The organism is Winogradskyella aquimaris (assembly GCF_042676105.1).
Taxonomy (GTDB): Bacteria; Bacteroidota; Bacteroidia; order Flavobacteriales; family Flavobacteriaceae; genus Winogradskyella; species Winogradskyella aquimaris.
In genome coordinates, this window is the sequence record NZ_JBHTJQ010000016.1 from 785,926 (window position 1) to 804,162 (window position 18,237).

Genomic DNA, 18,237 nt, shown 5'->3' on the forward strand with positions numbered 1-18,237 from the left:
TAAAAGTTACTTTTTAAAAGTTCTACCCTTCCACTGATACGACTTAAATAGAGATAATATAGCGATATACACACTAAAGAATGGATAAAGAAGGCAAGACCAAACATAAGAAAACAAGATGCTTTCCTGTTTGAAAAAGCGAGCCGTTTTAAATAATAAGAGAAAATCGATACTCAATTTAATAACCAATAAAGCTATGGCAATCCTCGGTGTTATGTATCCCAAAAGTAAAACAGGAAGCACGGCAATACACGCTAAATTCCCCGAAAAAACAATAAGTCCAACCAATTTTGAAAACCAACTAGGGTTACGACTGGTCTTTGAAGCCCAACGCAGACGTTGTTGGATTAATGGTTTGAAATCTGCCATAGGCTTTGTAGTCACTATAGCTTTATCGGATTTTAAATAAAAAACGCTTTTAGGCTCTTCTTTTTTAAATTTTTCAAGTAGAAAAATATCATCACCACTCGCCAGATTATTGTTTCCTGTAAAGCCATCAACTGACTGAAATAAGGCTTTTCGGTAGGCAAAATTGGCTCCATTGGACAGAAATGGGATCTTTAATCCAAATCCACCAATAGCAGCTCCCTGCAAACTCAAAATATCTAAAATTTGAAAGCGTTTTAAAAACGAACTTCCATCTGAATAAGTCACCGGTGCAACAATACAATTTGGTTGATTGGTTTGAATGCATTCATCAAAAGCATCTAACCAGTATTTTGGTATAACACAATCTGCATCTGTGGTAACAATCCAATCGTGTTGTGCCATTTTCATAGCTGTAGTTATCGCATCTTTTTTAGGAGAATTAGATATTCTATTGTTTTTAATAATCGTGATGATGTCAGTTCGAGTGATATCTTTTTCAAAGGATTTTGTATCGATAACGTTTCGAATTGTTTTCATCGAATCATCCTCAGAATCATCATCAACCAAAATAACTTCAAATAGTGTTTTGGGATAATTCAACTTAATAAATGAGTCTAATAATTCTGGAAGATTTGCTGCTTCATTTCTAAAAGGGACAATGATTGAAAACTTAGTTTGAGGTTTTAAATCCTTCAATTTAAATTCTTCAACTTTATCAAAACCAAAAACAAGGCTTCCTATTAAGCACAGGTAAAAAAGGATAACAATTATGAAGACAATGGTAATCATTCGTCTGTGTTTGGCAGTTTAAAATTCAATACAAAATAACTTCCAAATACACTTGGAATGGCAAAATTAAGCAACCACATTAAAGTAATTATCGACAAAACCGTTAACTCATTAACCTGAACAAAACCAAACAAAAATACAGCAACACTTCCTTTTATAACGACATCGAATATGGTAATGCTCGGTATAATAGAGGCTAACAAATACATACTCGTAATAACGACCATAGCTTTTAAATACTGGACCTCTACACCGAAAATCGTAAGTAAATAGTAAAACTGAAAAGAGAAAATAAGATATCTTATTAAAGCCAAAACAAGGTTGTACAAGTGAACCTTTAAGGGCATATTTTTTATAAACTCAATGACACGATTTATAGAAAACCCTTTGATACCAAACTTTTCTTGCTTTATGCTAAAAAAGGCGAAAGTGCTCACTAAAATAATAATAACAGCAAATCTTGCAAGCTTGTAATAGTCCACTTCAATTTGATATCTATTTATAAATATGACCAAGCCAACAATTCCAAAGAATGTGGTTATTGCCATTTGCGACATGTTGCCAGCTAGATTTAATAATACAATGCGTTTTCGGTGAGGTTTGCTGTAGTAAACTGCTTTGGCACCATAATCACCAATTCTGTTGGGTGTTATTAATGAGGCCGTTAATCCACCTAAACTTTGTTCCAAAGCCTCAATAAAAGAAATGTTCTTAAAGGTTTTTACTAACGTCTTCCATTTCAGAATTTCAAAAAACCAGTTAAAAATGGTCAAAATGATTAAAAAAATGATGTTTTTGGCCGAGAATGAGTTGTTTTCTTTCAAAAAAGCCAAAAAATCACCCAATCGCATTTGTTGGTTTTCTGTCAATCTTGAATAAATGAAAAATAAGGCACCTACAACGATACTTAGCTTAATGAGCACAAATAAGAATTGCTTAGTTTTGTAAGGTATATTATAATACATGATGCAAATTAAACCAAAAACTAACACATGAAGCTTAATTTAAAACTGCGGTTATTTTTATTTCTCGTTTTTTGTGTTTCGCTGCACAGTAATGCACAATTTAAAGATACAAGCAAATGGAAAGCGTTATTTGCATTAGGTTTTAATTATCCTACTACAGATGGTTTTGTAGATGGTACATATGCACAACCCGTTAACTTCCCAACGGTTAATATAGGTATACAGCATATGTTTAAGCGTACCTATGGTGTAAAATTGGATTATGGGTTTAATCGTTTTAAAAATGATGATGGTTCACCAGAATTTAAAATCAATTATTCTCGCATTAATACACAATTTGTATTTGATCCAACAGAATACTTAGGCTTTTTACCACTACGCTTTAGAACCATTTTACATGCAGGACCAGGTTTTAGTTTCGTAAAACCACTTGGCTGTTTAGGAGATAATAAGCAATCATACTTAAACCTTTTAGGAGGTTTGGAATTACATTATGCCATTAACGAAAAAGTGTCTGTATACACAGACATAGCTTACATCTATGGTTTAACCTCTTTGGATGACTACGATCCTGTTCTTGATGGGTTAGGAGCATTTAATGGAAGTGTGTTCAATGTTACTTTTGGTATTGCCGTATCTTTAAGTGGATGTCAGTATTGTGATTAGATAAGTTTTTATAATTAACTATGGAATGATAATTGTTGCATTTGACGTTGAGATTATTAATTAAAAAAACCAATATGATGTCATTGAAAGCAATCACCAAATTGAAAATTAAAAATTCTGCACTAACTTTTTTCACTCTAACCTTAGTTTCAGCTTTAAGTTATGGTCAAGAAAAGGAAATAAAAAAAGAGCCAGAAGCTATAGAGATTACTGAAAAAATTGAGATTTCAGAAATTGACGAATCAGAATTTATACCTTTTGCGGTTGTTGATAAAGTGCCTTATCCGTCGGATTGCGAGTCTTTCGGTACGAAAGAAGCAATCAAAAAATGTACTGTGGCCTATATACAGAACCATACCCTGAAAAATTTCAATACTGGTTTGGGAAAAGAACTTAAGTTGACTAGCGGCAAGAAACGTATTTTTGTTCGATTTAAATTTGATACATCTGGCTATATCGTGGATATTGAAACTCGTGGGCCGCATCCTGAAATTGAGAAAGAAGCAGAGCGAGTTATCAAGTTATTGCCAAAATTCACACCGGGCGAGCACCAAGGAGAATTCGTAAAAGTGGCTTATGCTCTGCCAATAGTTTTTGCTGTATCAGAAAAGACTACTAAAGCTGATAAACAATAGTTATCTTAGCAGTATATTTAAGGGCTTCGAGAATAACTAAATGTCAAAAGAGAAAATCATATTAGGTATAGATCCAGGTACAACCATAATGGGTTTTGGACTCATTAAGGTAATTGGCAAACAAATGCAGTTTATACAGCTCAATGAATTACATCTCAAAAAGTACGAAGATCATTACCTAAAACTTAAGCTCATTTTTGAGCGTACCGTAGAACTTATAGATAATTATCATCCTGATGAAATAGCCATTGAGGCCCCATTTTTTGGTAAGAACGTACAAAGTATGCTCAAACTTGGACGAGCTCAAGGTGTAGCTATGGCAGCAGGATTATCAAGAGAAGTTCCCATTACAGAGTATTCACCTAAAAAAATAAAAATGGCGATTACAGGCAATGGTAATGCTAGTAAGGAACAGGTGGCTAAAATGTTACAAAGTACTTTAAAGCTAAAGGAATTACCTAAAAACCTTGATTCTACCGATGGTTTAGCAGCAGCAGTTTGTCATTTTTACAACCAAGGTAGAGTTGAGGTGGGTAAAAGTTACACAGGCTGGTCTGCTTTTGTAAAACAGAATGAGGATAGGGTTAAAAAATAGTTTAATGGTTGCTGTATCAATCCAACGTTAATGGAGGGTCTATTTTTTATGAAACGTATTATCACATTTTTAATTTTTAATTGCTCGCTTTTAATCTTTAGCCAAGTACAGGCAGAAATGAATGATAGGGCCTATGAAAGCTATTATCAATCCTATAAGGTAAAAGATTCTTTGGTTAATGAAATACTAATGATTAATAAAAATGACTCGACCTTTATTAATAATTTTGAAGCGTCTGAAAAACTATGGAACGCTTTTGTAGATGAGCAGTTTAAGATTATATTTCCAGAATATGAATCATGGGAAACTAGAAGGGAAATTTACGGGAGTCAATTTGATATGCGTTATTATCAGTTTTTGAAATTATATTGTGATTTAAGAATAAGTACTTTATTTGATATAAAGGAAAATAATTAATGGCAGGCATCTACATACATATTCCCTTTTGCAAGCAGGCTTGTTATTATTGTGATTTTCATTTTTCAACGTCATTAAAAAAGAAAGATGAACTCCTTGAGGCATTAGTCAAGGAAATAGAATTGCGTAAGGCGGAGTTTAAGGATATAGAAGTACAAACCATCTATTTTGGAGGTGGTACACCAAGTTTATTGACAAATGAAGAATTACAATTACTCATTAGTGCAGTTAACGATAATTATAAGGTGGTTACTAGTCCAGAAATTACCCTTGAAGCCAATCCAGATGATTTATTATCGAAACGTATTATTGAATTATCAAACACGCCAATAAACAGACTCAGTATTGGAATTCAATCCTTTTTTGAAAGTGATTTAAAATTAATGAACAGAGCCCATAATGCAGAAGAAGCAAAAGCTTGTCTAGAGGAAGCTATAAAACATTTTGATAATATTTCTCTTGATTTAATTTATGGTATTCCAGGTGCTTCAAATGACCAATGGCTTCAGAATATTGACATGGCATTGAACTACAATATCCCTCACATATCTAGCTATGCCCTAACCGTTGAACCCAAAACCGCTTTGGCGTCCTTCATAGAAAAAGGTGTTATTGATAACGTTGATGACGAGCAAGCACATGAACAATTTCACTTACTAAAAGATAAGTTGGAAGCATCAGGTTTTATCCATTACGAGCTTTCCAATTTTGGTAAGGAAGGGTATTTTAGCAAAAATAACTCAGCTTATTGGCAAGGTAAATCCTATATAGGTATTGGTCCGTCAGCCCACTCGTTTAATGGTTGCCAACGTGGTTGGAACGTTAAGAATAATACCAAATACATTAAAGCAATAAAGGGAGGTGCTTTACCTATGGAAATGGAAACCCTTACAAAAACCGATAGGTACAATGAATATATTATGACAGGTTTACGGACCATTTGGGGAGTATCTTTGGAGAAGGTAGAACAGGATTTTGGTTCAACCTATAAAGATTACCTAATTGAGCAGGCTAATGTTTTTATAAACCAACATTTATTGTATATTGATGATAGGCACTTACGTGTTACCAAAAAAGGGCAATTTTTAAGTGACGGTATTGCCAGTGAACTTTTTAAACTTAATTTAATTTGATTGCACAAATACAATACAACTCAAGAAAGCTAAAAATAGATTTATCTCAACCTTTGGATATTTCAATACCTGTTAAAGGGGGGAGTTCAAATGTAAATGCTTGGTATATAGATCCGCCAAATATTGTACCTGAAGTTTTTGAGAACGGTATCATTAGTGTAGAGGAAGGTGCTTCCGTAAACTTTAATACCATTACGTTTAATCCGCATTCACATGGAACACATACAGAAACTGTTGGGCATATAACTGAGCAAAAATATTCTATCAATCAGTATTTAAAGCAATTTTTCTTTCTAGCTGAAGTCATTACGGTTGCTCCGGAAAAGCGAGGAGAGGATTATGTGATTTCAGCCAAGCAACTTCAATTTGCCATAGGCAATAAAAAACGAGAGGCCTTGGTGGTAAGAACAATGCCAAATACCAATGAGAAAAAGAAAAAACAGTACTCTAATACCAACTGGACATACCTCGAAGAAGACGCTATTAAGCTATTGGTTAAAAAAGGTATAAAGCATTTATTGGTGGATTTACCAAGTGTGGATAAAGAGGAGGATGGTGGTGCATTAAAGGCTCATAATGCCTTTTGGAACACCAAAGGAAAGATTAGGAAGGATGCCACGATTACGGAGTTGATCTACGTGTCTAATAAGATTGAGGATGGTGTATATATGCTTAATCTTCAGATTGCACCTTTTGAAAACGATGCTACACCTAGTAAACCTATTTTATATAAAATTCTAGAATAGATTAATATGGTATCATGCTTAATGATTGCAGCATCTCTAACTTACATGACATATTGTATAATGACATGTACTTCATATAAGATTCTTAATTACACCTATGGAAATATTCTTTAGTATTATAGTTAGTATCCTGGTAACTTTAGGTTTGGTTACCATTTATAGACAATGGAAAGCACAAAAGAAAACAAATGAGCAATCTATTTTGCTGTTGGACAAGATAAAACGTGTTTGTAAGTTTATAACGGTAGAGGGTGATTTTGCAGAGATTTATCATTATGAAGATGTTAAGGAAAAATTCCTAAAATTAATTTCTAGCAAAAAGAAGGCGTTAGTGGTAATTAATGCAAAAGCACATGTTGGTTTCGATTTAAGTAAGGTGCAAGTGCGTTCTGACTTAAAATCTAAAACCGTAGTCTTATCTCATTTTCCACAACCCGAAGTCTTATCGATAGAAAGTGATATTAATTATTACGATAAAAAAGACGGGATGTTTAACAAATTTGAAGCTTCTGACTTAACGGATTTGCATACCAAAGCAAAGGAACATATAATGGATAAAATTCCTGAGAGCGGTTTATATAATGTGGCGAAGCAGGAAGCTTTAGAGTCTATCCTGTTGATAGAGAATTTGGTGCAGACCATCGGTTGGACACTAGATTATTCTTCCTTAAAAATTGAAGGTGATGATAAGCCACTATTAAAATGAACATAGAAGACTATAGAAATTACTGTTTGAACAAAAAGGAAGTCACCGAACATTTTCCTTTTGATGACGATGTACTGGTTTTTAAAGTCTGTAATAAGATGTTTGCACTCGCATCCTTATCAAAGTGGGAAAGTGGTGAAGGGTTTGTAAATCTCAAATGCGACCCAGATTATGCAGAAGAGTTACGTGCAGAGTATAACGGAATCAATCCTGGGTATCATATGCACAAAAAACTTTGGAATAGCGTAAAAATTCATCATACAGATGTATCCACAAAACTTATTCTAAATCTTATAGACCATTCCTATGATGAGGTCGTAAAAGGACTTCCTAAAAAAGTAAGAGAAACTTTAAAATAAGATTACTTTTGCTTCAAATTGAAATTAGATGAGTTTAGAAAGAACACTGCAGCAACGAAGTAATAATTGTTGTGAATTATGTGGCAATAACGAAAAACTTTCGGCATATGAAGTGCCAGACGCAAAAGAATTGGCACTATATGGTTGCGAGACATGTATCACTCAAATGAACGATATCGATGCAATCGAAGCTAATCACTGGAGATGTTTAAACGATAGTATGTGGAGTGAACATACAGCAGTTAAGGTTATGGCATGGCGTATGCTACACAGAATTGATGCGGATTGGACGCAAGATTTGCTCAATATGTTTTACATTGAGGATGAATTATTAGAAGTAGCAAAATCATCTGGTGATGGAGAGGATGAAGAAAACAAAATTGTGCATCGCGATGTTAATGGCGTGATTTTGGAACATGGAGATTCTGTAGTATTAATAAAAGATCTAAAGGTCAAAGGCTCTAGTATGGTCGCCAAACAGGGTACAGCAGTTAGAAATATTAGATTAGATCATGAAAATGCTGAATATATAGAAGGAAAGGTAGATGGTCAGCAGATTGTAATCATTACACAATACGTTAAAAAGATTTAATCTGTATTCTTTTTGTTGAAGAAATCAAAACTCAAAGGAATCATGAATACCAAAAACAAGTAGCGGCCAGTGATGAGGCCAAATAGCGTTATTCCTGCGAGAATAACCATTAAAACAACCTTGTATTTGTATTTCATAGTGTAAAGATAATAGACTTCCTAAGTAAATTCAAACTATAATAATAATCTGTTTAAGCTTAAACTGAGGCTATTGCAGCCCACATAATTCAAAATGCAGATTAGGCTAAGAGATGTTTTTTCTTACAATATATCTATTTGTAAACGTGTTGTTTATCGAAAAAAACAACAGTCGATTTCAAATAATCCAAGCAAAAATACCATTGGTCGAATTTCTGGAAAATAAACGAATTTATGTCGGATATTAGGACTATCCCTTAAGATTAATAGCACCAAATTTACAGATTAATAGCCCTAAATTAATATTAATGATTTAACATTATGACTTATGGATTTACAAATTACTAGTTACAACAACCGTTTTCAAATTAAGGGAACCTTAAATAAGCTTAGCATTAAAACTTTTAATGCGCATTTTGAAAATATTTTTGATCGATTAGATAACATCTTGTTGGATATTGAAAGTGTCGAAAGCATTGATAGAGCAGGTGTAGTAGCCTTGGCACGATTACATAATGAATCGATCGTGAAATCTAAGAAACTATCTATTGTAGGTCTAGGTTGCAAAGAGTTATACGACCATTTTAAATCTGAAGAGCCTGAAACCATTCAAGTGCCTACTGGTTCTATTGTAGCTGCATAATCCAATATACATTTTAAGAATAATTGTACAAAAGTGCATCAAATGCGTTTATGGTGATAGATAAACGGTTTGTTTGCACTTTTTAATTTAACAAGACATATCAGCTATAATTTTCCATTGGCCATTAATCTTTTTAAAGATAATGATGAAGATGCCATCACTATCACCAATGGGTCTCTTGAGATGGTATTCGCCCATTACCCAATAATTGCCCTCCTCAATTTTAGAAATATCATTAATCACAAAATTTAAAGTCCCACTTTCAGCTTTCGTAGGATAGCCTTTTTTGTAATTCTTTAGTGTATTCTCCCAACCATTTTTAAGACCACTACTACTATAGAATTTAAGTGTGTCACTCTTCCAATACCCTTGCATAAATCCTTCCAAATCATGCTTGTTCCAAGCATCTTCTTGTGCGTGTAGAACTTTTAGGATTTCTGATTTATCAGTTTCAAAAGTATTGTTTTGTTGCTCTTGATGACTATTGCAGTTAAAGAATAGAAGTGCAAATATGATATAGGTAAATTTCATTACGATTAGGTTTTAGGTCCTTCTAAAAGTAATATTAAATTTGGAAAAATACCTTTAAAGTCCTAAGGTTATAATATACCTTTCTGCTTCTTTAAAAAGGCATCAGCTTGAAACCGCATAAGTTCACGAGCTTTTTTGCGTTTGTAATCCATTACCTCTTCTTCATCAGCAATTTCGGTATAAACTTTATTGTTTATATCATTATCTGTTTTAACCAATAGTTGACGTTCGGCCACTTGTTGGTTGACCCAAAATTTTACTATAGTTTCTTGATCCTCGAGTTTATAATCAAACTCTCCTTTAGGAGATAAGAGTTTTGCGACGATAGGTGAGGTTTCAATCGCAAGGAACAACAGGAAAATAAAAAATGAAGGCAACCAAGGCAATTTGCCTAAAGCATTGACACGTGCCATCAAGCCATCAAAACTATCAATAATCGGTTGTGAGTCGGCAACATTGGCTTTATATTCGCCTTGTAACGCTATAATTTGGTTTTCTAAGGCTGCAATCTTTGCCTTGTTGTCGGTTTTCAGTTGTTGTAACTCCGCTAAAGCAGCGTCGTGTTTCTCTCTTTTTTCTTTATAAACAGGTCCTTTGCCAAGTTTTAAGGTGCCAGAAGTACCTTCTGCTTCAGTAATGTAAGTGTCATAGAGTGCATTAACTTCTGCTTCTTTAGTATCAATTTCACTTTTTAAAACTAATATCTCATTTTCTGTTTCTGCTATTTTAGGATTAAATTGTTGCGCAATTTGGTTTTGATTTGCAAGGGTTAAATCATTCTTTTGTTCTAGTAAAACTTGATTGATTTCCTTCTCAAAAATCTTTAATTCTAAAGGTTTAGAAATCACTACGGCAATAATAACGGCCAACAAAATACGAGGTGTAGCTTGTAGTAATTCGTCTATAAAATTATCCCTCTTTTTAATGGTAGAAACGATGTAGCGGTCTAAATTAAAAATGAGCAAACCCCAAATAACCCCGAAAAATAGGGAATAATACAAATTATCAAAAACAGTATAAAGGGCGTAACAGGCTGCAATGGTAGCCATTAAGGCGGTAAAGAATACTGTCGCACCGATACCAGCATATTTATTTTGTTCACCATTTGAGCAGTTGTTTAGGATGTCTGTATCTGCTCCAGAACACAGGATAAAGAATTGTTTTAACATAACGGTTTGTTTTTTGATTGATTGATGATAAGACAGGTGTAATGCAAGCCTTATAGAGTATTAGAACGCTAAAACTTTGATTTTGTTACATTTTTAGAAGAAAAAAAGCCTCGAACTTCGAGGCTTTTTTCTTTAATTAATAATTAATTTTTAATTACTATAAGGAGTGGCGGAACAACAATATTTTTAGTGTTTTTAATATCATAAACAGAAACAACCTGTTCGTTTTCTAAGTATTGGATTTTGGTCAATGCTTTTTCATTTAATTTATTTCCTTGAATAACCATTGGTTTATTATCTGGAAAAATAATTTCAAATTCATTAACGGCGCTTTCATTTAGGGATAGTTTTAAATCTTTCAACTCATCAATAGTTAGTATGATTTCACTTCCTTTTACTTGTCTTCCATTTACAATAATGTATGCTGAGTGAGTTTCTTTTGGTTCTGGTGGAGGCGGAGGAGTATCTTCTATATTCTTTTTTGCTTTTGGAGGCTCGGGTACTGATGGTGGCGGTGGCGGTGGCGGTGGTAAATTTGGCCAAGCTTCAGCTTTCTTTCGCTGTGCTTCTGACATTAGATTTTTGTAGATGTTATAGTATTTATTATATTCTTTTTTCTTTATTACAGGATAATAGCTTTTATTTTTGGTCTCTTTAGCTTTTTTAATAGCAGTATTCATTTTTTTTGCCCAAGTATTATATTCAGCTATTTGTTGCTTAGTTGCTTGTTGTTGTTCATTAGGTTTCACGTCAAGACGGGGGAACGGAAATTCAACCGCCTTATTTTTTTGATGTGATGACATTCTTTTATAAATGTCTGAAAATTTAATGAGGTCTTGTTCATCTATTGGAGGATACCATGAAGCATCATATGAAACCTTTTTACTTTCTGTTTGTATCTTTTTAGCCCAAACATTATAATCGTAAATTTCTTTTTTTGTAGGTAGGTTTTGTTCATTTTTAATAATGCTTTTTGAACCTATTACAGTAATTAAAAAGTGATCAGTTTTTTTATGTAGTTCATTTAGATTATTTAAAAAGCTTTGCGAGCAATTTTCTGATTTTAAATCTATTTTAGTTTGCTCAAAATCTTTTGATGTCCAGCTTTTAGTAATTTTATTAAGATCTTTAACATAGGTGTCAAGACTAGACTTATGATTATCTATATAAAGCAAATCGTTGGTGGCTTTTATGGTAATGACTTTTTCATTTTTCACTGCGTTAATAATAGCGGTCGATTTTGTCATGCCTAGCTGGTTAACGGCTTGTTTTTTGTTTTCTGGTAAAGAAAAGGCAAGGTCTATCCAAGCAGTACCTTTCAAACCGTTCAGTTCAACGCCATTTCGATTGGGTTTGATAGAAAATGCGAAATCATCGGTGTCCAATGTTTTGCCTTCAGAGAAACCATAGTCGTTGATAATATAAGGTTCCGATTTGGGTTCGAGCACTAATTGACTCCACTTGCAACCATTTTCGCATCTAAGTTCTAAGATGTCTCCTTTTTTTTCAACAACAACTAAAAATGAATTCGTTTCTCTTAAAAGGTTTTCGGTTTTGTTCTTTTGAACATACTCTCTTTCAGCAAAGCTGTAAAATAGAATGGCTAGGATTGGTAATACCAATAAGGTGCTTAACCAAATACGAGTTTTTGAGGTTTGTGTTTTCATAACTGTAAATCGTTTTTTGATTGATGAATAATTGATGGCACTCGCTAATTGTTGATTGTGAGTGTTTGATGAAAATTGTAATAATATATTTTGATAGCTTTTAGCTACAAAGCCTTGTTGTAAAACGGCGTCGTCTGCTAAAAACTCATGATTGAGTTTTACATGGTGCTTTAGGATGTAAACCAATGGATGAAACCAAAAGATAATTTGCAACAGTTCCAGGAACAAAATATCCAGACTGTGCCATTGCTTGGCATGCGTTTCTTCGTGAAGCAAAACTTCTTTAGGTATGTTGTTGTTTTCAAATAAAGATTTATTTAAAAAAATATATTTAAAAAATGAATGTGGAATACGATAGGTCTTTAGTAATACGTAAATAAAATTTTGGTTACGTTGTTTGTCGTTTTTTGAAATTTGTTTATAAAGTCTATTAAGGTTGCCAATAAAGCGAATAAAAAATAGAATTGCTCCAAGAATATAAATGGTCCAAAGTATTGCTTCTAGTGAAATAACAGAGGTGCCTTCAATGGGTTCAGCGGTAAGTTCTGCCTCTTGTGCAGCATAGTTGCTAGTAACTTCAAAATTCTGAACTATTGGTTCTACATACTCAATAATAGTAATTTGAGGAATGACCAATGCAACAGCAAAGGAACCTATTAAGTAGAATCTTTTAAAACGGTGCATTTGTTGCTTTTCTAATAACAGCACATAGACTAGCCAAAAGACTAAAAGGCAAGCAGAAAATTTTAGTAGGTACAGTTCCATAATCACTTATTTTTAATTTCCTTATCTATGATGGCTTTTAACTCTTCTAGTTCTTTTTTAGTTAAATCTGTTTTTCTGGTAAAGAAAGAGGCAAACTGTGAAGCACTATCATTAAAAAAAGTTTTAATTAACCCATTAACGTGTTTAGAGAAGTAGTCTTCTTTTTTTACGAGTGGGTAATATTCTCTCGATTTACCATAGGTTTTATAATCAACAAAACCCTTTCCAATCATGCGCTTTAATAACGTTGCAACAGTTGTTGTTGCTGGTTTTGGCTCAGGATAGACTTCTAAGATGTCTTTCATGAAAGCTTGTTCGAGTTTCCAGAGATATTGCATGAGTTGTTCTTCGGTTTTAGAAAGTTCCATTGTTCTACAATATTAGAAATAACTCTACAAATGTAGAATAAAAATTTGGATTAGAAAATATTCGAATGTCAAATTTTTCCAATTCACTTTCTTTGTTTTAACTTTTAAACGCTGTTTTTTTAATGAAAAGACCTTTATTTATAATAGGTTCATATCTTGATAATTTTCAATATCAAAGCACAATAAAAAGAAGATTTAATGAGCAACTTTAGTAAATCTAATTTGTAAATTATGGTTGCAGTACTTTTTGAATATTTAAAGATGACCATAAATAAAATGTGTTGGCTTAGTAGTTTAAAGTAACCTTAATAAATTAATTGTTGCATGTAATTAAAACCTCTGTTTTACCGTAATTATCTTTGGAAATATCTTTTTTTCTGAAATCGTAGGTTTGACCTCGAACAGATTTTTTATAGTCGCCGTTCCACCTGAAACTTTTACTTGCTGCATAGTAATATATAATGCCGTTTTTGGTATCGTATATATAAGCTTCATCACCAGAGGCTATATTGTACCAGCCTTTAGACTCCCATTCGTTAGTTTTTAAGTTGACGCCCCTTATAGCAACAGAAATATCCTCTCTGCATTTATTTTTAAAGTACACACGGTAAAATGTTTCCTTTGGCTCACTAGCTTTAGATACCAACACACCATCTACCCAGGTTTCCTTATCGACTATGGTGTTGTTTTTAATAATATATTTTATTGTTTTAACTAATTTATTGTTTTTGTAGTGTTTTTCACCGTCCGTATATACTCCTGGACCGTCAGTATTGTAGGTATAGTGCACACCGTCTTTTACATTACTGATTTCTTTACCATTATCGTAAATTGTATATTCATTTTGGTTACCATCCCTATTGTAATAGACCCATTTGCCATCTCTTTCGCCATTACTGTAATTGCCTTTTTTAGTTATACGAGTTTTTTTAGAATGGATGTTAGTGCTGTAAAATGTCCAGGAGCCATGTCTTTTATCGTTCAAATAATCCCCTTCTTCCTCTAAGTTACCGTCTTCATAAAACTTCCAATGACCAGATTTCTTCCCATTGGTATATTGTCCTTCTTCTACATCACCGCTGTAATTTTTGTCTTTCCAATAGCCGTTTTTTTCATTATTGGCGTAAGTTTTTATACTTTCTAATTCACCATCTTCATCATATTCTTTAAAGGTTCCATGTTTTTCACCCATTTTATAGGCTCCAACCTCTCTTAATTGCCCATCGGAATAATAAGCCTTATACTCACCATTAGGCTCGTCATTTGCCATAATGCCGATAGATCTAAGCTGACCATTTTCATAATAGTCTTTGCACAAACCATTCATTTTACCATCTAATAGTTTAAGTTCTGCTTTAAGGTTGTCATTGTCGTAGAATTCATTTACTAACCATACACCAACCTCTTCACCATTTTTGTAAGTCCCTTTTTTTAATAATTTTTTACTCTCGTGATATTGAATGAATTCACCAATGGGAATGCCTTCATTAAGTGTGGCTTTAGCCATTAAACTGCCATCTTCAAAATAAGCAATGAACTCGCCATCTTCCTTTCCCTCTTTAAAATAGCCTTTAGATTCGAGCATTCCGTTTTCATAATAACTAACAAAAGCTCCATCTAATTCATCATTTTTGTAATTCTCAATCTTTTCGATTTGACCATTTTTATAGTAATACTGCCATTTACCTTCCATTTTCCCATCTACCATTTTGCCTTCAGACATAAGCTCTCCACTCCTGTAAAATTCTTTTTCAATTTGAGAAAAACTGATGTTGATGCAAACTAAAGTTGAAATAAAAAAAAGTATCGATTTCATGATAAGCTAGTTAAGTTTTTGTAGTTAATGTAAATGTAAAAAAAATTGCTAAATTGATGATTTACATGAATTTGTTCCTATAGTTCACCTTATAAATGCAGTATTTTAAGGCTTACTAAAGCTTTATTTTTAAAATAAAAGTGTAAAAAGTTCTTACCCCTAAAGGAATAAATTCCGTTAATTTATGTAATTACTCAAAAGTTCTAACATCTAGATGAGTCTTAATGAATGTAATGCAATTAAAAAGACAGCATAGACATTATTGAAAATTCTATCTTTGTGAAAAATCAATGACTTTTTTAATCAAAGGGTTATAACTGTAACCTAAGTACGTCCGTTAATTATAACAATAAAATGTCAAATAAAATTTTAAATAGCTTTCTGTTCTGTGTCCTCGCATTTGGCTTTTCACAAGGTCAAACTATAGAGGATTTAATGAATCAGGTGAGTACTGCCAATTTACAAACTAGTGTAGCTCAACTATCGGGAGAGCAGTCAGCAACCATTAATGGAAGTACACAAACTATAACTTCTCGTGTTCATAGTAATAATGATTTAGCAGCGGATTACATAAAGGAGCATTTAGAGACTATGTCTAATCTAACGGTTGAATTTCAGGATTTTAACACGACAGGTAAGAATGTTATTGCTACGCAGTTCGGACAATCCAATCCTGACGATATTTATATTATTTGTGCACATTATGATTCGGTCACCACGTATTGTGCAGATGATAATGCAACAGGTGTTGCAGCAGTTATGGAAATAGCAAGACTCCTTTCGAATCAATGTGCTGATAATACTATTGTTTATGCCCTTTGGGACGAAGAGGAAATAGGACTGCGCGGTGCCAACTATTATGCACAGCAAGCCGCTGACGAAACCAATGGCAACACAAGGGACAATATCCTAGGTGTAATTAACATGGATATGATTGGTTATGATGGTGATGCTCCGGGTACCGCAGGTGATAATGACTTTGATATTGATGTAAGGAATATTGCAAATTCAATAGCTATTAAAGATGATTTAATCAGCATTTTAAACACCTATTCATTCGATTTAAATGAAATTGTTGTTAATCCAGGGACAACAGCTAGTGATCATTCACGTTTTTGGAATCAAGGCTATTCTGCTGTTTTAGTTGGTGAATCTTGGGAAACTAATGACCAAACTCCAGACTATCATACCTCGAATGATAGAGTAGAGGATATCGATTTTCAGTATATGACAGAGTTAACCAAATTAGTATTGGCTTATACGGCGACTAAAGCCAATTTAATTGCTGTGGATAATACTGTCACACAAACGGCCACAGATTTAACATCTAATCAAGCAACAGGATCCTATCAATGGATTAATTGTGATACCAATACACCAATATCTGGTGCAACCAATCAATCCTTTACACCATCAACTAATGGGAATTATGCTGTTGAGGTCACTAATGGTGGTTGTACTGAAATAAGTAATTGCGTTAATTTTTCCGTTTTATCTAATGAGGAATTTCAACCTAATGAAATAAAGGTATATCCGAATCCGGTGAAATCCATTATTAAGATTGATAATTTTACAGAGTCCGAAATTGATATCACAGTTAATACTATTTCAGGAAGAGTAGTTAAAAAAACAAACTCCCGACAGGACTACATTGAAATTGAATTCGATAGTACTGCTTCAGGAGTTTATTTTGTGAATATTAAGTCAAAAACAAAGGCTTCGACCTTTAAAATCATAAAGGAATAAAATTATTCAACCGATTTTAATTCGGTAAAATACTTATAGAACCAAGGAATGGTTTCAATGCCTTTTAAGTAATTCCATACACCAAAATGCTCGTTTGGTGAATGTATAGCATCGCTATCCAAGCCAAAGCCCATAAGAATGGTTTTGCTTTTTAATTCTTTTTCAAAAAGTGCGACAATAGGAATACTTCCTCCACTGCGCTGAGGGATTGGAGTTTTACCAAACGTTTGTTCATAAGCTTTTGAAGCCGCTTGGTAACCAACACCATCTATAGGTGTTACATAGCCTTGGCCACCATGATGAGGTTTTACTTTTACTTTTACTGCCTTTGGTACTATGCGTTCAAAATGTGTTTTGAATAATTGCGTAATCTCTTCCCAATCTTGGTTTGGAACCAAGCGCATGGAGATTTTGGCGTAAGCCTTACTTGCAATAACGGTTTTAGCACCTTCACCGATGTAACCTCCCCAGATACCGTTAACATCCAATGTTGGTCTGATGGAATTTCGTTCGTTGGTTGTGTAACCTTCTTCACCATAAACAGCATCTATATCCAGAGCTTTTTTATAAGCCTCTAATGAAAATGGTGCTTTAGCCATTTCAGCACGTTCTTCGTCAGAAAGATTTTCAACTTTATCGTAAAAACCAGGAATGGTAATATGATTATTTTCATCATGAAGCGACGCAATCATTTTAGTCAATACATTGATTGGGTTGGCAACAGCTCCACCATAAAGTCCGGAGTGTAAATCTCTATTTGGTCCAGTCACCTCTACTTCAACATAGCTTAAGCCGCGAAGTCCAGTAGTGATGGATGGGACATCTTTGGCAATCATACCTGTATCTGAAATAAGAATGACATCGTTTTCTAATTTCTCACGATTGGCAGCAACGAATTTACCAAGATTAGCACTGCCAACTTCTTCTTCACCTTCTATCATAAACTTTACGTTACAAGGTAGCTCATTATTTGTAGTCATGTATTCTAAAGCCTTGACATGCATATACATTTGACCTTTATCGTCACAGGCACCTCTAGCAAAAATGGCACCTTCTGGATGTAGGTCTGTTTTTTGTATTACAGGTTCAAAAGGTGGTGAGTTCCATAAATCTAATGGATCTGGTGGCTGCACATCGTAGTGGCCATAAACTAAAACAGTTGGTAAATTTTTGTCAATTAGTTTTTCGCCATATACAATAGGATAACCATCGGTTTGGCAAATTTCAACATTGTCACAGCCAGCCTTTAGAAGACTTTCTTTTATAGCATCTGCAGTATTTAGGACGTCTTTTTTGTAAGTAGAATCTGCACTTATTGAGGGAATTTTTAGTAAATCAATGAGTTCGTCAATGAAGCGTTGTTTGTGCTCATTGATGTAAGCGTTTATATTTTGCATAATAGTAATTTGATTTCTAACAAAAG

Annotated in this window: 20 protein-coding genes; 11 read left to right on the forward strand and 9 right to left on the reverse strand. The window is 33.6% G+C overall.

All coding sequences use genetic code 11. The features are described 5' to 3' along the window. Positions 1 to 6: 6 nt before the first annotated feature. Together ACFQ1K_RS13590 and ACFQ1K_RS13595 are read right to left on the reverse strand one after the other, a co-directional pair. Positions 7 to 1,158 carry a glycosyltransferase gene (locus ACFQ1K_RS13590; RefSeq protein WP_320554209.1) on the reverse strand — a complete coding sequence of 384 codons (1,152 nt, stop codon included), beginning with the start codon at positions 1,156 to 1,158 and terminating at the stop codon, positions 7 to 9. Further along, entirely contained in the window at positions 1,155 to 2,123 is a 969-nt protein-coding gene (locus tag ACFQ1K_RS13595) for a lysylphosphatidylglycerol synthase domain-containing protein (protein WP_320554208.1), read from the reverse strand. Before ACFQ1K_RS13595 ends, ACFQ1K_RS13590 begins: the two co-directional genes overlap by 4 nt. 27 nt (positions 2,124 to 2,150) lie before the next feature. Between ACFQ1K_RS13595 and ACFQ1K_RS13600 the strand changes: the two genes are divergently transcribed. The 9 genes from ACFQ1K_RS13600 to ACFQ1K_RS13640 all read left to right on the forward strand — a co-directional run bounded on the left by ACFQ1K_RS13600 (position 2,151) and on the right by ACFQ1K_RS13640 (position 7,972). Further along, entirely contained in the window at positions 2,151 to 2,789 is a 639-nt protein-coding gene (locus tag ACFQ1K_RS13600) for a cell envelope biogenesis protein OmpA (RefSeq protein WP_320554207.1), read from the forward strand. A 74-nt stretch (positions 2,790 to 2,863) separates the two neighbouring features. Further along, positions 2,864 to 3,424, forward strand: a complete 561-nt coding sequence (locus ACFQ1K_RS13605) for a hypothetical protein (protein ID WP_320554206.1) — start codon at positions 2,864 to 2,866, stop codon at positions 3,422 to 3,424. A gap of 40 nt (positions 3,425 to 3,464) precedes the next feature. After that, complete coding sequence (gene ruvC / locus ACFQ1K_RS13610) at positions 3,465 to 4,019, forward strand: crossover junction endodeoxyribonuclease RuvC (protein ID WP_320554205.1); 555 nt, start codon at positions 3,465 to 3,467, stop codon at positions 4,017 to 4,019. Between the two features lie 30 nt (positions 4,020 to 4,049). Beyond that, the gene (locus ACFQ1K_RS13615; protein ID WP_320554204.1) at positions 4,050 to 4,436 is read left to right on the forward strand and encodes a hypothetical protein; all 387 of its coding nucleotides are present in this window, start codon (positions 4,050 to 4,052) and stop codon (positions 4,434 to 4,436) included. Beyond that, the gene (gene hemW / locus ACFQ1K_RS13620) at positions 4,436 to 5,569 is read left to right on the forward strand and encodes a radical SAM family heme chaperone HemW (RefSeq protein WP_320554203.1); all 1,134 of its coding nucleotides are present in this window, start codon (positions 4,436 to 4,438) and stop codon (positions 5,567 to 5,569) included. The genes ACFQ1K_RS13615 and hemW overlap by 1 nt, the downstream gene beginning before the upstream one ends. After that, positions 5,566 to 6,315 carry a cyclase family protein gene (locus ACFQ1K_RS13625; RefSeq protein ID WP_320554202.1) on the forward strand — a complete coding sequence of 250 codons (750 nt, stop codon included), beginning with the start codon at positions 5,566 to 5,568 and terminating at the stop codon, positions 6,313 to 6,315. The genes hemW and ACFQ1K_RS13625 overlap by 4 nt, the downstream gene beginning before the upstream one ends. A 97-nt stretch (positions 6,316 to 6,412) precedes the next feature. Beyond that, positions 6,413 to 7,021, forward strand: coding sequence for a DUF4230 domain-containing protein (locus ACFQ1K_RS13630; protein ID WP_320554201.1), 609 nt, complete (start codon positions 6,413 to 6,415; stop codon positions 7,019 to 7,021). After that, the gene (locus ACFQ1K_RS13635) at positions 7,018 to 7,380 is read left to right on the forward strand and encodes an MmcQ/YjbR family DNA-binding protein (protein WP_320554200.1); all 363 of its coding nucleotides are present in this window, start codon (positions 7,018 to 7,020) and stop codon (positions 7,378 to 7,380) included. The genes ACFQ1K_RS13630 and ACFQ1K_RS13635 overlap by 4 nt, the downstream gene beginning before the upstream one ends. Positions 7,381 to 7,408: 28 nt before the next feature. After that, complete coding sequence (locus tag ACFQ1K_RS13640; RefSeq protein WP_320554199.1) at positions 7,409 to 7,972, forward strand: PhnA domain-containing protein; 564 nt, start codon at positions 7,409 to 7,411, stop codon at positions 7,970 to 7,972. On the opposite strand, the gene ACFQ1K_RS13645 is transcribed toward ACFQ1K_RS13640, so the two are convergent. Then, positions 7,969 to 8,109: a hypothetical protein gene (locus ACFQ1K_RS13645; protein WP_320554198.1), complete on the reverse strand. Its 141-nt coding sequence runs from the start codon at positions 8,107 to 8,109 to the stop codon at positions 7,969 to 7,971. The two genes, ACFQ1K_RS13640 and ACFQ1K_RS13645, sit on opposite strands and share 4 nt — an antisense overlap. 328 nt (positions 8,110 to 8,437) lie before the next feature. Between ACFQ1K_RS13645 and ACFQ1K_RS13650 the strand changes: the two genes are divergently transcribed. Beyond that, complete coding sequence (locus ACFQ1K_RS13650; protein ID WP_320554197.1) at positions 8,438 to 8,752, forward strand: STAS domain-containing protein; 315 nt, start codon at positions 8,438 to 8,440, stop codon at positions 8,750 to 8,752. A gap of 87 nt (positions 8,753 to 8,839) precedes the next feature. On the opposite strand, the gene ACFQ1K_RS13655 is transcribed toward ACFQ1K_RS13650, so the two are convergent. From ACFQ1K_RS13655 to ACFQ1K_RS13675, 5 genes are all read right to left on the reverse strand, one after another. After that, positions 8,840 to 9,283 (reverse strand): YybH family protein, encoded by a 444-nt coding sequence (locus ACFQ1K_RS13655; RefSeq protein ID WP_320554196.1) that lies wholly within the window; start codon positions 9,281 to 9,283, stop codon positions 8,840 to 8,842. Between the two features lie 68 nt (positions 9,284 to 9,351). Beyond that, positions 9,352 to 10,452, reverse strand: coding sequence for a DUF4407 domain-containing protein (locus ACFQ1K_RS13660; protein ID WP_320554195.1), 1,101 nt, complete (start codon positions 10,450 to 10,452; stop codon positions 9,352 to 9,354). Between the two features lie 143 nt (positions 10,453 to 10,595). Beyond that, positions 10,596 to 12,884, reverse strand: a complete 2,289-nt coding sequence (locus tag ACFQ1K_RS13665; protein ID WP_320554194.1) for a M56 family metallopeptidase — start codon at positions 12,882 to 12,884, stop codon at positions 10,596 to 10,598. Between the two features lie 2 nt (positions 12,885 to 12,886). After that, positions 12,887 to 13,252, reverse strand: coding sequence for a BlaI/MecI/CopY family transcriptional regulator (locus ACFQ1K_RS13670; RefSeq protein WP_320554193.1), 366 nt, complete (start codon positions 13,250 to 13,252; stop codon positions 12,887 to 12,889). 313 nt (positions 13,253 to 13,565) lie between these two features. Next, on the reverse strand, positions 13,566 to 15,068 hold the full coding sequence (locus ACFQ1K_RS13675) for a toxin-antitoxin system YwqK family antitoxin (RefSeq protein ID WP_320554192.1): 1,503 nt from the start codon (positions 15,066 to 15,068) through the stop codon (positions 13,566 to 13,568). A 354-nt stretch (positions 15,069 to 15,422) separates the two neighbouring features. On the opposite strand from ACFQ1K_RS13675, the gene ACFQ1K_RS13680 reads away from it, so the two are divergent. After that, entirely contained in the window at positions 15,423 to 16,814 is a 1,392-nt protein-coding gene (locus ACFQ1K_RS13680; RefSeq protein WP_320554191.1) for a M28 family peptidase, read from the forward strand. Between the two features lie 2 nt (positions 16,815 to 16,816). Here ACFQ1K_RS13680 and ACFQ1K_RS13685 read toward each other — a convergent pair whose 3' ends face one another. After that, positions 16,817 to 18,211: a dipeptidase gene (locus tag ACFQ1K_RS13685; protein ID WP_320554190.1), complete on the reverse strand. Its 1,395-nt coding sequence runs from the start codon at positions 18,209 to 18,211 to the stop codon at positions 16,817 to 16,819. Positions 18,212 to 18,237 lie beyond the last annotated feature (26 nt).

What these genes read in the sequence shown, in the direction of transcription:
- ACFQ1K_RS13650 (WP_320554197.1), top strand. Translation starts at nt 8,438, where the DNA reads ATGGATTTACAAATTACTAGTTACAACAACCGTTTTCAAATTAAGGGA.
- ACFQ1K_RS13600 (WP_320554207.1), top strand. Translation starts at nt 2,151, where the DNA reads ATGAAGCTTAATTTAAAACTGCGGTTATTTTTATTTCTCGTTTTTTGT.
- ACFQ1K_RS13665 (WP_320554194.1), bottom strand. Translation starts at nt 12,884, where the DNA reads ATGGAACTGTACCTACTAAAATTTTCTGCTTGCCTTTTAGTCTTTTGG.
- ACFQ1K_RS13655 (WP_320554196.1), bottom strand. Translation starts at nt 9,283, where the DNA reads ATGAAATTTACCTATATCATATTTGCACTTCTATTCTTTAACTGCAAT.
- ACFQ1K_RS13595 (WP_320554208.1), bottom strand. Translation starts at nt 2,123, where the DNA reads ATGTATTATAATATACCTTACAAAACTAAGCAATTCTTATTTGTGCTC.
- ACFQ1K_RS13615 (WP_320554204.1), top strand. Translation starts at nt 4,050, where the DNA reads ATGGAGGGTCTATTTTTTATGAAACGTATTATCACATTTTTAATTTTT.
- ACFQ1K_RS13640 (WP_320554199.1), top strand. Translation starts at nt 7,409, where the DNA reads ATGAGTTTAGAAAGAACACTGCAGCAACGAAGTAATAATTGTTGTGAA.
- ACFQ1K_RS13605 (WP_320554206.1), top strand. Translation starts at nt 2,864, where the DNA reads ATGATGTCATTGAAAGCAATCACCAAATTGAAAATTAAAAATTCTGCA.
- ruvC (WP_320554205.1), top strand. Translation starts at nt 3,465, where the DNA reads ATGTCAAAAGAGAAAATCATATTAGGTATAGATCCAGGTACAACCATA.
- ACFQ1K_RS13635 (WP_320554200.1), top strand. Translation starts at nt 7,018, where the DNA reads ATGAACATAGAAGACTATAGAAATTACTGTTTGAACAAAAAGGAAGTC.
- ACFQ1K_RS13670 (WP_320554193.1), bottom strand. Translation starts at nt 13,252, where the DNA reads ATGGAACTTTCTAAAACCGAAGAACAACTCATGCAATATCTCTGGAAA.
- ACFQ1K_RS13645 (WP_320554198.1), bottom strand. Translation starts at nt 8,109, where the DNA reads ATGAAATACAAATACAAGGTTGTTTTAATGGTTATTCTCGCAGGAATA.
- hemW (WP_320554203.1), top strand. Translation starts at nt 4,436, where the DNA reads ATGGCAGGCATCTACATACATATTCCCTTTTGCAAGCAGGCTTGTTAT.
- ACFQ1K_RS13680 (WP_320554191.1), top strand. Translation starts at nt 15,423, where the DNA reads ATGTCAAATAAAATTTTAAATAGCTTTCTGTTCTGTGTCCTCGCATTT.
- ACFQ1K_RS13660 (WP_320554195.1), bottom strand. Translation starts at nt 10,452, where the DNA reads ATGTTAAAACAATTCTTTATCCTGTGTTCTGGAGCAGATACAGACATC.
- ACFQ1K_RS13590 (WP_320554209.1), bottom strand. Translation starts at nt 1,158, where the DNA reads ATGATTACCATTGTCTTCATAATTGTTATCCTTTTTTACCTGTGCTTA.
- ACFQ1K_RS13630 (WP_320554201.1), top strand. Translation starts at nt 6,413, where the DNA reads ATGGAAATATTCTTTAGTATTATAGTTAGTATCCTGGTAACTTTAGGT.
- ACFQ1K_RS13685 (WP_320554190.1), bottom strand. Translation starts at nt 18,211, where the DNA reads ATGCAAAATATAAACGCTTACATCAATGAGCACAAACAACGCTTCATT.
- ACFQ1K_RS13675 (WP_320554192.1), bottom strand. Translation starts at nt 15,068, where the DNA reads ATGAAATCGATACTTTTTTTTATTTCAACTTTAGTTTGCATCAACATC.